Annotated in this window: 9 protein-coding genes; 4 read left to right on the top strand and 5 right to left on the bottom strand. The window is 55.6% G+C overall.

Features of this window, described 5'->3' with window-relative positions:
* Positions 1-5 precede the first annotated feature (5 nt).
* The 5 genes from AB3175_RS05050 to moaC form a co-directional block, all read right to left on the bottom strand.
* Positions 6-1,616 carry a CTP synthase gene (locus AB3175_RS05050; protein ID WP_367359857.1) on the bottom strand — a complete coding sequence of 537 codons (1,611 nt, stop codon included), beginning with the start codon at positions 1,614-1,616 and terminating at the stop codon, positions 6-8.
* The gene (locus AB3175_RS05045) at positions 1,613-5,404 is read right to left on the bottom strand and encodes an SIS domain-containing protein (protein ID WP_367359856.1); all 3,792 of its coding nucleotides are present in this window, start codon (positions 5,402-5,404) and stop codon (positions 1,613-1,615) included. Before AB3175_RS05045 ends, AB3175_RS05050 begins: the two co-directional genes overlap by 4 nt.
* 219 nt (positions 5,405-5,623) lie before the next feature.
* Positions 5,624-5,932: a helix-turn-helix domain-containing protein gene (locus AB3175_RS05040; RefSeq protein WP_367359855.1), complete on the bottom strand. Its 309-nt coding sequence runs from the start codon at positions 5,930-5,932 to the stop codon at positions 5,624-5,626.
* Between the two features lie 43 nt (positions 5,933-5,975).
* Entirely contained in the window at positions 5,976-6,491 is a 516-nt protein-coding gene (locus AB3175_RS05035) for a hypothetical protein (RefSeq protein WP_367359854.1), read from the bottom strand.
* A 76-nt stretch (positions 6,492-6,567) separates the two neighbouring features.
* The gene (gene moaC / locus AB3175_RS05030; protein WP_367359853.1) at positions 6,568-7,092 is read right to left on the bottom strand and encodes a cyclic pyranopterin monophosphate synthase MoaC; all 525 of its coding nucleotides are present in this window, start codon (positions 7,090-7,092) and stop codon (positions 6,568-6,570) included.
* A 301-nt stretch (positions 7,093-7,393) separates the two neighbouring features.
* On the opposite strand from moaC, the gene AB3175_RS05025 reads away from it, so the two are divergent.
* From AB3175_RS05025 to AB3175_RS05010, 4 genes are all read left to right on the top strand, one after another.
* Positions 7,394-8,923: a YifB family Mg chelatase-like AAA ATPase gene (locus AB3175_RS05025; RefSeq protein ID WP_367359852.1), complete on the top strand. Its 1,530-nt coding sequence runs from the start codon at positions 7,394-7,396 to the stop codon at positions 8,921-8,923.
* A gap of 109 nt (positions 8,924-9,032) precedes the next feature.
* Positions 9,033-10,109: a branched-chain amino acid aminotransferase gene (locus AB3175_RS05020; protein ID WP_367359851.1), complete on the top strand. Its 1,077-nt coding sequence runs from the start codon at positions 9,033-9,035 to the stop codon at positions 10,107-10,109.
* Between the two features lie 242 nt (positions 10,110-10,351).
* Complete coding sequence (locus tag AB3175_RS05015) at positions 10,352-11,050, top strand: outer membrane lipoprotein carrier protein LolA (protein ID WP_367359850.1); 699 nt, start codon at positions 10,352-10,354, stop codon at positions 11,048-11,050.
* 43 nt (positions 11,051-11,093) lie between these two features.
* Positions 11,094-13,085: an amylo-alpha-1,6-glucosidase gene (locus AB3175_RS05010; protein WP_367359849.1), complete on the top strand. Its 1,992-nt coding sequence runs from the start codon at positions 11,094-11,096 to the stop codon at positions 13,083-13,085.
* Positions 13,086-13,309 lie beyond the last annotated feature (224 nt).

The following is a 13,309-nucleotide window of genomic DNA, read 5'->3' as shown; positions in this document are numbered from 1 at the left end:
ATGGGTCAGGTCCTTCGGGAGCCCCGGTAGCTGAGGGCGGCTTCAATGAACCGCTGGAACAGAGGGTGGGGCTCCGTCGGCCGGGACTTGAATTCCGGGTGGAACTGGCAGCCGAGGAACCAGGGATGGTCCTTGATTTCCACAATCTCCACGAGTCTGCCGTCCGGTGAACGGCCTGTAATCTGCAGGCCGCACGCCTCGAGCCGTTCCTGGTAATGCCCGTTGAATTCGTAGCGGTGGCGGTGGCGTTCCCCGATGTTCCGCTCGCCGTAGGCTTCATAGGCCAGGGAACCGGTGGAAAGTTCACAGGGGTAGGATCCCAACCGCATGGAAGCCCCCATATCCTGGACGGTTTTCTGCTCCGGAAGCAGATCGATGACGGGATGGGGGGTATCCTCATCAAATTCCGAACTGTTGGCCTTGTCCAGCGAACAGACATGCCGGGCATATTCCACGACGGCCATCTGCATCCCAAGGCAGATGCCGAAAAAAGGCACCTTGTTTTCGCGGGCATAACGGATGACCTGAATCATTCCTTCAATGCCCCGGTTGCCGAAGCCGCCGGGCACCAGGATGCCGTCCACGTTTTCCAGCTGATGGTTGAGGCCGTTCATCTCAATCTTTTCAGAATCGACGAAGCGCAGATTGACCTGGCAGTCATTGCCGATCCCCCCGTGCACCAGGGCTTCGTTGAGGCTCTTATAGGAGTCGGTGAGATTCACGTATTTGCCTACAATGGCGATGTTGACTTCGTAGGAGGGCGACGTGATCTTCTTCACCACATTTTCCCAGGCTTCCAGATGGGGCTGGCCCGTCCAGATGTTGAGCAGGTCGACGATTTTCTGATCAAGGCCTTCCCGGTGGTAGATCAAGGGAACTTCGTAGATGCAGCTCACATCCTTTGCCGTGAAGACGGCGGCCTCTTCCACGTTGCAGAACAGGGCAATCTTGGCCTTGATTTCATCCGACAGGAATTCCTCCGTCCGACACAGGAGGATATCCGGCTGGATGCCGATTTCCCTGAGGGCCTTGACACTGTGCTGAGTGGGTTTCGTTTTTACCTCCCCTGCGGTTTTGATGAAGGGCACCCACGTGAGGTGAATGAAGATGGCGTTCTGCCTCCCCACTTCGTTGCGGAACTGGCGGATGGCTTCCAGGAAGGGGAGGCTTTCGATGTCGCCGACCGTTCCTCCGATCTCCACCAGGGCCACATCAAAGCCCTGCGATGACTGGCGGATGTAATCCTTGATCTCGTTGGTGATGTGGGGAATGACCTGAACGGTCTTGCCGAGATAGTCCCCGCGCCTCTCCTTTGATATGACGGAGAAATAGACCTGCCCGGTCGTCAGGTTGTTGCTTTTTCCCATTCGTGTGGAGGTAAAGCGCTCATAATGGCCCAGATCCAGGTCGGTTTCGGCACCGTCATCGGTGACGAAAACCTCGCCGTGCTGGAAGGGGCTCATCGTTCCGGGATCAACGTTAATGTAAGGGTCCAGCTTCTGGTTCGTCACGCGCAGCCCCCGGCATTCCAGGACAGCGCCGATGGATGCCGCCGCCAGACCTTTCCCCAGGGATGAAAGGACTCCGCCTGTGATGAAGATAAATTTGGTTCTCATGCTCGTTCCTTCTCCTTTTCCCGGTTCGCAAGGTTCTTCCGGATCGTTTCCACAATGGTTTCCGCCGGTTCTCCAAGCAGGATTTCCAGGGGAATCCGTTCCAGATAGGAATCCTCCCAGGGCAGGTTGTATTCATTGATAAGGTTGCGGATGTCGTTGTATTTGACGTCCAGAATGTCGATCGTCTTTTTCAGCGGCAGGGCCTCGTTGAAGGCGACATGCACCAGCAGCAGATTTCGGACGGCGTTTTCCTCCCCCAGCACGGGCAGAATCAAAATGGCCATTCCGTCGAGTTTTCCCTGACCGATATAGAGCCTCCTGGTTCGGGCGATGATTTTTTTCGTGCCCATGAGCCGGTTGGAAGATTCCGTCCGGGAGGTCATTCCCTGCGAAATGCCTCCCCGCTTGAGAATGGCAATCGTCGCTTCATCCCCCGGATTGCCGTCCGCATCAAGGCTATTGATGCCATAGAGGGTATATCCCCGGATATCGGCAATGGCGGCCTGAACCCGGTTGAGGTCCATAATCGTCTTGCCGACCAGCGCCTTGGTGGAGAATCCGAGATCCTTGAGAAGATTGAAGAGGATTCCGGAAAGGGGCTCCTCCTTCCGACTTGTGCCCACCGTAACCGTCTTGGCTTGGTGGCGGATGGCATCGATGGGGCGGGACAGCTCATCAATGGCCTTCCCCAGGGAAATGTCCAGGAGGTCTATTGGAGACAGGAGGTCTCCGCCGTTCTTGAAGTCATTCCAGTAGTCCTCCAGGGGAAGCTTGCCCACCACATATTTCAGGAGGAGGGCGATATCCGAGACGGTTTTGACGCTGGTAAAGGAAAAGTCGCCCGAGTTCCGCCTCTGATGGAACTGCGCTGAGAAATCACGGATCAGCCGGCGGAATTCCCGGTCGGCAATCCGGTCATAAACGGAGGCCCCGCGCTTGTCCTGCTCCACCATGATCCGGTTGAGCCGGCTTCTGTATTCCTTGAGGAACTGGGCGTCCTCATCGATGCTGAGGGCGGCGTAGTAGCCCAGAAGATGACCGGCCACGGTGTTGAGGATGACGGGAAGGGGCAGTCGGGCCCACGGGATCGGAATGACGGCATCCGCCAGGCCGTCAAAGCGGCCCTCGCCGGAATCGGCGAAAACCACCACCGCCGCCTTGTGCGCCTTGAAGATGGCCACATCCTTTGCGATGTCTCCCATGACCGCCTCCGGATTGCCGGCAGCGCAAACGACAATCAAAGGCTCCGCTGACAGGTCGATGTGCTTTTTGTTTTCCACGACGTCGGTGGAGATGGTTTTATAGCAGAGCTCGCTGAGCTTGATGCGGATTTCATCGGCGGCGGCTTTGTTGGGGCCGCTGCCCACCACAGCCCAGTAGGGCTTGCGCTTGGCGAACTGCTCGGCGGCCTGGCGGATCTTCTCCTTTTGAAGCAGGACCTGCCCCATCAGCTCGGGCGCCTGCTCGAGAACGGCCAACTCATCGGCAATGAAGGAATCCCGGCGCGAAAGGAGCAGTTGGGCGAAGCACAGGGCCAAAAGATGACCGGCGACAATCTGGGAGTAAAACGCCTTGGTGGAGGCCACGGACATCTCGATGTCCCGGCCGTCGCTGGTGTAGAAGACCCCGTGGCATTTCGAGGTGATGTCCGATTGACGGCGGTTGACAATGGCGAGAACCATGGCTCCGCGCTCTGCCGCCATGGCTACCGCCCGGTTGGTGTCGGTGGTTGTTCCGGACTGGGTAATGGGGATCACAAGGGTGTCGTTGAGATCATCCTGGAGACAGAAGCCGCTGAGTTCCGAGGCGATCCTGGCCTCCACGGTCAGAGGCGCGCCCTGCAGATACCGCTGCATGGCATCGGCAACGGCGGAACCGGCAACGGCCGCCGTGCCGTGACCGATCACAAGGATGCGTCGGATGGTGCCATTCCGTAACGCCTCTTTCAACCGTGCCGGAAGGACATCGGGACCGAGGTTGAAGACGACCTGCTTGTCTCCGTTCTTCCCCCCGGATATCCGGTACCTGCCCCGCAGTGTTTTCTTGACGGAAAGAGCGGATTCGGTAATTTCCTTCAGAAAATAGTGGGGATAGATTCCCCTGTCGATGTCACGGGTGGTGATTTCCGCCGTCTGCACGTTTTGATCGGTCAGGGGAAAGGGGGTGCCGTCGTAAAAGAAGGCAGAAATTCCCGAAAGGGCCCCCTGGCCCCTCTGGTCGAGGACAAAAATCTGTCCGGAACCCTGTCCGCCTGAATTTCCCGAGGTCCTTTCTCCATCCATTTTTACGAACCGGGATGCACCCTCCACGATTCCGTACAATTCCGATGCAAAGATATACGAATCCGGCGCGAGGCCGACGTAGATGGTCTGGCCGCTGCCTTTCAGGGCCAGAAACACCTTTTCAGGGGCGAGATTGCTGACCATGGCGATGGCGTGAGAGCCTTCGAAATCACAGACGGCCCGGCGGAAGGCCTCCTGGAGATCGTGGCCTTCCAGGAGGTGTTTCTCGATCTGCAGGGGAATAATCTTGGTGTCGGTGGTGACTTCACGGGGGATGACCTCCCGTCCGGCCTCCAGGGCGGCGCGGAGAGCCGCGTAATTGTCTATGTCGCCGTTGAGGACCACCGAGATAAACCAGTTCCCTGTTCCGTAGGAGGGGTAGGTTTTCTCCTGGATTGGCCATTCCGTGCCGCCGCGAGTCTTATTGGTCGTCAGGGTGTAATTGTTTACGGGATGACAGTTGTCATCGGTGATGGAGCCCACGGAAGCCCAGCGGGTGTGGGCAAAGGCCGTTTCAAAACCGGCGGGAAGACGGGCAAAGACGGCAAACAGGGGATCTCCGGCGATGGCTTCCCTCAGCTCCCGGACGTTGCGGCCCAGTTCCCCGATAATGGACGAAGTTTTGTAGGTAAACGCAACGGTGGCTTTTTTCCGGCCGCTCTTTTCCTGCTCAAGAGAAATCCCGATCGATCCGTTGAGCAGATCGCCCGGCTGGCTGCGGCGGAGAAAATCGTTGTACAGGGAGTTTTCCCGGAGATCGGTCATGGCCCTGTCAAAGGCCTCTTCGTCGCCCAGGGTGAAGGAGATCTGGATGCCTGCGGAGTCACGTCCTCGGACTTCCAGGCGGTCGAGGCAATTCAGGAGGCCGTTGAGCTTCCGGTATTTATGAAAGGCTTCCCGCGACACCCCGTCGCCCGAAAGAGCGGCGATCCGTCCGAGGTTCCCCAGGATGTCCTTTTCCAGTATCCAGATGAAGTCTTTCAGAACTCCCAGGCGGCCGTTGATGATTTCCAGATCGTGTGTCCTGAAGGAGCCTGCGGAATGTTCCAACTGGTGTTCCTCTGCGGAAAGAAAATTTCGGAGGGAAGAGACCTGTTCATGCAACCCGGCCGCTTTTTGCCGGGAAAAGAAAAGATGCTCCACGGCCGCTTCACGCTTGAGCTCCTGCAGGGAATTGGACAGCCCTTCCAGAAGGGATACTCCGCTGAGGTATGAATCCACCGGGGTCGCTCCGGAAAGAATCCCCACGATGTTCTTTTGTTTCACGAAGGGAATCCCCTCTTCAATGTGCCGAAGTGCCGTTTCAACAGTCTCGGACGGTTCGGAGGCCCCCTTGATCATGAGGATTCCGGCCAGGCCGCAGCAAAGCACAGCGGGGTCGAAGGGAAAGAAAATAAGGGCCGGTCCGGAGACCCTTTCGGGTGAACATCCGATGCCTATCCGTGTGCTCCGGGAAAACGAACGAAATCTGCCGATCCAGTGGTTCAATGTCCTGAAAATGATCATGGGGCCTCTTATTCTTTGTTCATGTCTGCAGGTGGGAAGATGCTTCAGGGCTGCCTGCCTGGATAGCAACGATTTTCCGGAGGCCAGGCCGATCTCTCTGTGGTTGTTTGCGGTTCCAGAGCCGGAATGCCCCCGGGATAGCTGCTGTTCGTTCAGCAGGGACGCTCCTGACTTTTTCCGACAGGCTCTCCGTCTTGTTGCCGGCCGGATATCCCGATTTCAGGGCTTTGAAGAGTCCAGGCCCAGCTTGATCATTTTCTTTTGAAAGGTGTTCCGGTTAATGCCCAGATATGCCGATGCGGCGCTTTTAACATGATGATTGCGTTGCAGGGCAATCCGGAACAGGCTGCGTTCAACCATGGCCATGATGTCCTCGTAAAGTGTGCTTCGACCGGAGTCCCTGGACTCAAGGACCGTTGCCATATCTTCAAACTGTTTCTGCAGGATTTTCTCAAAGACGCAGGTAGGCGAGGAAGGAACTTCTTGATCCGCTTCTGCAGCAAGATGATGGTGATCAGCACAATTCATGGGAAAAATTCACTCCTTTCTGAAGCTGACAGGAACAAAAGGATCAATGAAACAATCTGAAAAGGATGAGAATCAGTAGAACCAATGCGGCAATCCAGATCTTGAGATTTTCGAAGCGGTGAACCTGTGGATCGCTCATCTGCCTGCGAACCTCCTCTTCCACCTTATCCGGATCGACATGGCCGGAAATATCCTGAAGAAGATCCGTAAAATTCTCATAGGTATTGGAAATGCTCACAAAGCCCTTCACCGTGGTCAACAGGAGATACGTCCGCGAGCGGAGGGCCAGAATCCCGACATTGGTGATGTCAGACCACTTCAGTTCCTTGCTGCGCAGAAATTTTTCCAGCCGGATGCCCTGGCTATGCAGAATGATCTTCCGTGAGTAAAGTTCGCAGAAGACATAGAGGGAGGGTATTAAAAAGACGGCCAGAATCATTCTTTCCAGGGATGATCCCCCGACAAGGAAAGAAAGAGCGAAAAGCACGCATAACAACAGAACATCCACGCCGAAAGAAACAGCCAGAAGCTTCCTTATTGCGTAAACCTTGTTTTCCATGAAAGGATCACCTTGAGAGACTGTCCATTTCCTGAAGGCAGGGGTGGGCCGCTGAAAAGGTCGAAATGACAATCCCTCATGATCCGGATGCGGAAGGCGGCAAGACGCCGGACCGAATGAAGGTTCCACTCCTGCCGCCCTGCTTGGACTGCAGGAAGATTTCCGAAATCACCATTTCCCGGTCAACGGCTTTGCACATGTCGTAGATGGTCAGGGCTGCGACACTGACGGCGGTCAGGGCTTCCATTTCCACTCCCGTCTTGCCGACGGTTTTAACGCGTGCCTCGAGGGCGATTTCTCCGCGCTCCGGGGTGCTGCTGAAGGAAACGTCAATGCCGGTCAGCATCAGCGGGTGGCATAGTGGAATCAATTCCCAGGTCTTCTTGGCGGCCATGATCCCTGCTACTCTGGCCACACTGAACACATCCCCCTTCGGGAATCCACCCTCCAGAATAAGCCTCACGGTTGAGGGCTGCATCCTGACGAGGCCACAGGCCACCGCCTCACGGGTTGTTTCAACCTTGGCGGTTACATCCACCATTTTGGCCTGACCCTGATCGTCAAGGTGGGAAAGCCCGGCCTTTTCTTTGCTGTTCATCATCCGGTTTGAATCTTTCGTTTATAAAATACTTAATTATATCAATGTTGTACGTATTGAATCCGTCAAGCTGGGATGGACTCTAACACAGGCTATTTTATTCGTCAAGACGGCAAATTTCTGGCATGAAGTTAGAATTAACTTGCCAGAACTCTTCTTGTTCGGTAAGTTTTAGGCGCTTATTACCAGCAGGATTAGAGGAAAATCTCTAAGGAAAAACCATTATGAAGCATGATGCGCTCGCAGACGGGGCTGTCGTCCGAACTCATGGGTGCGACGGTATCATCTGCGGAGAAGAAAAACCATGATGGTCAAGGTAAGCAGCGCCACACTGGTAGGAATCGATTCCTACCCGGTGGTGGTTGAGGTGGACGTTGCCCGCGGTCTGCCCCAGTTCTCCACGGTTGGATTGCCCGATGCCGCTGTGAAAGAAAGCAAGGATCGCATCCGGGCGGCCATCCGGAATTCCGGCTACAGCTTTCCCCGAAACCATGTGACGGTCAATCTTGCCCCCGCGGATATTCGAAAGGAAGGGACCGGGTTCGACCTTCCCATCGCCCTGGCTGTCCTGTCTGCGGAAGGGGTCATCCCCGGAGACGGCGCCAGGGACTACATGCTGATGGGCGAGCTGTCCCTGGATGGAACGGTCAAAGGGGTCAACGGGGTTCTGTCTGCGGCGCAACTGGCCAGGAATCTGAATTTCCGCGGTCTGGTCGTTCCGGAGGAGAATGCCTCCGAAGCGGCCATGGTCCAGGGAATTGAGGTCATCGCCATTAAAACCCTCCCTGAGATTGTCGATTACTTCAATGGGGTCGGCGATATACATCCCGTCTCATCCGGCAGCGAACGTCTCTGGGAAAGGTCGCCCCGGGCCGGAGGGGATTTTCGTGAAATCCGAGGGCAGGATCAGGCGAAGCGGGCGATGGAAATAGCCGCAGCAGGCGGTCACAATCTCCTGATGATCGGTTCGCCGGGGTCCGGAAAAACGATGCTGGCCGAGCGCCTTCCATCCATCCTTCCCCCACTGACCTTCGAAGAGGCGGTGGAAATAACGAAGATTTATTCTGTCGCGGGACTTCTCGACAGGGACGAAGTGCTGATCGGCTCCCGCCCTTTCCGGGCACCTCATCATACGATTTCCGATGCCGGGCTGGTCGGAGGAGGGCAGAATCCGCGGCCGGGGGAAATCAGCCTTGCTCACCACGGGGTGTTGTTTCTTGACGAGCTTCCGGAGTTCCGCAAAAACGCCCTGGAGGCCCTGAGGCAACCCTTGGAAAACGGTTCCGTGACCGTCACCCGGGCATCGATGACCGCTTCCTTTCCCGCAAGGTTTATGCTGGTTGCGGCGATGAATCCCTGCCCCTGCGGATATCACGGCGACCCCGGCCGCACATGCCGTTGTTCTCCGAGGCAGATACGCCAGTATCAGGCCCGGTTGTCGGGTCCTCTACTGGATCGGATCGATATTCACGTCCTGGTGTCTTCGGTGAAATACCGGGAGCTCACAGGACCATACAACGGCGAGTCGTCGAAAGTCATAGCGGAGCGGGTTCTGCGGGCGAGGAAAAGGCAGCAGGAGCGGATGGCCGGGAGTGGAACGCCTTGCAACGCCCGGTTGCCCGATCGGAAGATCCACGATTTCTGCGCCCTTGACGAGGACTCCCACCGGCTTCTGGAAATGGCCATGGAGCGTCTTGGCCTCAGCGCCAGGGCCTTTACCCGGATTCTGAAGGTTTCCCGCACGATTGCCGATCTTGAAGAGTGCGACGCGATCGCGACCCGCCATGTTGCAGAGGCGATTCAGTACCGGAGCCTTGATTCCTACCGGATATAGCCGATATGGAACGAAAGGAAATACCGTTTGATAAAAAAAAATGAACATTCTATTATTCCGAATCGCTTGACTTGGAAAGAAAACGGAATTCATTAAGGAGACAATGGGTATGGAGATTAGAGTGAATCCGGCCCCGCCGGAAACCAGAAAAGAGAAACCGGCTGATGAAGCGAGATTGGGATTCGGTAAATTTTTTACGGATCATATGTTCACGATGACATATACTTCAAAGGGGGGTTGGGAAAATGCGGAGATCGGTCCCTACCGGCCTCTCTGCCTGGATCCGACGGCCATGTGTCTTCATTACGGCCAGGAAATCTTTGAAGGGATGAAGGCCTATCGCGGCCGGGACGGAGAAATCTACCTGTTCCGCCCGCAGGAGAACATCCGGCGCATGAACAGGTCGGCAGAACGGCTGTGCATGCCCGGAGTGGACCCGGATCTGTTCCAGGAGGCTGTTGTGAAGCTGGTTCTTCTTGAAAAGGACTGGATCCCCAACGGACGGGGAACGTCCCTGTATATCCGGCCGACCATGATCGCCACGGAGGCGGCCCTTGGGGTTCATCCATCGGACCGGTACCTCTTTTTCATCATTGTCGGACCGGTGGGGGCCTATTATCAGGAAGGCTTCAATCCGACGAAAATCTATGTCAGCGAGGAATATGTCCGTTCGGTGCGTGGAGGGACGGGAAACTGCAAGAATGCGGGCAATTATGCCGCCAGTCTTTATGCAAGCCAGATCGCCATCAAAATCGGCTATACTCAGGTCTTATGGCTGGATGCCATCGAGAAGAAATATGTCGAAGAGGTGGGAACCAGCAATATCTTTTTCCTCATAGGCGATGAACTGGTCACGCCCCCTCTGGAGGGGACCATCCTGGCCGGAGTGACCCGGGATTCCGTCATCCAGATTGCCCGGCGCATGGGCCGGACGGTCTCGGAAAGGAGGATTTCTATGGATGAAATCCTCCGGGCCGTCGAGACCGGAATGCTCAGGGAAATCTTTGCATCCGGCACGGCTGCCGTCGTGTCTCCCGTCGGCCAGTTTTTTTATCAGGGAAAGGAATACCTTGTTAATGACGGGAAAACGGGGGCACTGACCCGGCAGCTTTATGAAGAAATTATAGGGATTCAGTGTGGAGAAAAAGAGGATCCATTCGGTTGGAGGATTAAAATCGCCGGTTAGAAGATGCCCGGGGATCTCATCCACAATCCTGTGGAAAAGCCTGTGGATAAAACTGTTGATACGTTGGGTAAGTCTATAATTGTTACGAATATAGACCGACTTGCATAAGAATTAGGCAATAATATAATGAGCAATATTAAGTAGATAGCTCTTTTATGCCGAAATTCTTGAAAAATTGCGACAGCCCCTCCTATCAACATTAAATCAAAAATAAAGTTGGATTTTCTATGAAAATGAATCTTTTGGGAAGAACGAAAAACCTGTTGCCGTACTGGGTTCTGGCCATCGCGTTCCTGCTTTTCCCGGCTATCCTGCCTGGGCAGGGAAGCTGTCTGCAGGCAGCGGATGCCCCATCGCTTCCGGCCGTCATCAGCCGGATGCAGGCGGCTTACGAGCGGACCCGTGATCTGAAGGCTTCCTTTGTCCAGGAAGTGAGCCTGAAATCCGTAGGAAAAACGGATCGTGAGGAAGGAATTCTTTATCTGAAGAATCCTCGGCGGATGTACTGGGATTATCAGAAACCCGGGATCAAGAAACTGATTGTCAATCCTCAGAAGGCCTGGCTCTATATGCCCGGGGACTCCGTTGTTTATGTTCAGAATGCCGATGCGATCTACAAATCGAAAATGGCCGTTCGTTTTCTTTCCGGCATGGGGAAGCTCCGTGAAGATTTTCGCGTCAGCTTTGCCGAGTCGGGCGCCGTCGATCAGGAGGGGAACTATCGATTGAAACTGGTTCCGAAAGCCCCGGGCCTGGGGACGGATCAGCTCAACCTGGTTGTGGACAGAAAGAGTTATCAGATTCTGGAGGGCAGTTTTACCGATCCGTACGGCAACGCCACCCGGATTCGATTCGGAAATATCCGGACGAACACGGGACTTTCAGACCGCTTGTTCAACTTCAGTGTGCCCGCGGGGGTGGAGGTCTTTAACATGCCGTAAGGCGGAGTGACGGTTTGATCAAACGCAGAGGGGAGGTGCAGCGATGATGCAGATGAAATGGGATCAAGAGGTTCCGGGCAGCCGGGAAGCGGCCCTGGAACTGGAATGGCTCGAAACCAACGGGCTGGGCGGTTACGCTTCCAGCACGCTTCTGAATTGCCATACCCGGAAATATCACGGTCTTTTGGTTGCGAACCTGAATTCTCCTCCAGGGCGTCACGTTCTTCTTTCAAAAGTGGAGGACTCCCTTTCGGCCGGGACCGAGGAAATCTTCCTGTCCTGCCATCAGTATCCGGGAGTGTTTTTCCCTCCGGAATTTCCCATGAAGGCTTATATCTGGGATGATTATCCCAGATTTATCTATGCCACTGAACACCTTCAGATCCGGAAAAGCATTCTGATGGTTTCCGGGGAAAACCGTGTCCTGATCCGGTATGATGTGGATGCATGCCCGCCGAAGGCCGTCCTGAGATTGAAGCCCTTTGTCGCCTTCCGAAACCATCACGCCCTCACGAAGGAGAATTCCGAATTGTCCATGGAGGCCCGGGAAGCAAAAAACGGTTTCATCATGAAGCCGTACCGGGATCTTCCATCGCTTTATTTCCAGAGCAACGCTAAAAGCTCCTTTTCTCCTAGCCCGGTTTGGTACCGGAATTTCGAGTATCCCGTTGAAGAACGGCGCGGTTATGACTGGCGGGAGGATCTTTTCTGCCCGGGCATCATGGAAGTTCCGGTGAAAACGGGCAGCGTGGTCATCGTGACGGCAGCGACAGCACCGCTGAAAGGGCAGCTGAAAAAAATCTGGACGGTTGAAGAGGAAAGGCGCCTCCACCTTGTCGAATCCTGTGACGCTTTCGGGGGGCAACTTGACAGCGAGGAAGACAAAAACCATTTGAGCCGCCTGCTCTTTGCCGGGCAGCAGTTTCTGATCCGCACGCCCTCGGGCCGTCCCGGCGTTATCGCCGGTTACCACTGGTTCCAGGACTGGGGGCGGGACACGCTGATCTCCCTTCCGGGGCTGACCTTCTGCTCCGGACGATCCCGGGAGGGGATCGAGATCCTCAATGCGATCGCTTCCAGTGAAAAGGACGGCCTGCTGCCCAACTACTTTGCCGAAGGTGGAGGTGAACACGCCTACAATACGGTGGACACGGCCCTGTGGTACTTCTGGGCGGTTCAGCAGATGCTGAAATACACGGGAGACATGGAAGCCGTCGAAGAAAACATGTGGCCGGCCATGAAAAGGATCATTTCAACGTACATGGCAGGGACATCCTTCAACATCGGGATGGACAACCGGGGCCTTCTTTACGCAGGCGATGGCTGGCATGCCCTGACCTGGATGGATGCCATTGTCCATGGGCGTCCTGTGACGCCCAGGCATGGAATTCCTGTGGAAATCAATGCCCTCTGGTACAACGCCTTGTCCTTTTACGCCGAACTGGCGCAGCGGTTCGAGGAACCGCCGCTGTTTCCGGAGGATCTGCTGGCGAGATTGCGCAAGGCCTTCAAAGAAACCTTCTGGATTGAGGAGGAGGGCTATCTGGGCGATGTTTATTGTGACGGGGTTCTGGACCGGACGATACGCCCCAATCAGATATTGGCTGTTTCCCTGCCCTTTTCACCCCTGGAACCCTATCAATGGAAGGGAATTGTTTCCTGTACTCGAAATCACCTCCTGACCCCCGTCGGGCTCAGAACGCTCAGCGCTGAGGATTGGAACTATCAGGGGATTTATGAGGGGGATCAGCCGACCCGTGATCGAGCCTATCACCAGGGAACGGTATGGCCCTGGCTTCTGGCCCATTACGGGGAGGCCTGCCTTCGCATCGCCGAAAATCCGGCCGAAACAAAGGAATATTTATTGAGCCTCATCCGCAACTTTATGGAACGGCATATCGGTGAAGCCGGACTCGGATGCGTCTCCGAGGTTTTCGACGGCAATCCGCCCCACAGGCCAGGGGGTTGCATTGCCCAGGCCTGGAGTACGGCAGGATTGATTCAGCTGTACCTTCGCCTTCATAATGCGGCCTGACCGGAATGGTCCCTGCAAAAAAGCACTGCAAGCGGATGCCGCCGCTCTGGCAAAGACCGGTATGCCGTGGTACGTAAACAAGCCGCTCAGGCCGTCAGGGAACCATGACGCTGCCGTGTACATAACGATCTCTTTGGACCAGGCGGGGAGAGACGTTGTCCTGACGGGGGAATCATGCCGCCGGGCGAAGAAACGATTTCCGTACCTCCGGGCCTTTTGCCCCG

It is taken from the genome of Syntrophus sp. (in: bacteria), from assembly GCF_040768185.1.
Taxonomy (GTDB): Bacteria; Desulfobacterota; Syntrophia; order Syntrophales; family Syntrophaceae; genus Syntrophus; species Syntrophus buswellii.
Note: the sequence above shows the minus strand (reverse complement) of the source record. Positions and strands in the feature narration are given on the sequence as shown.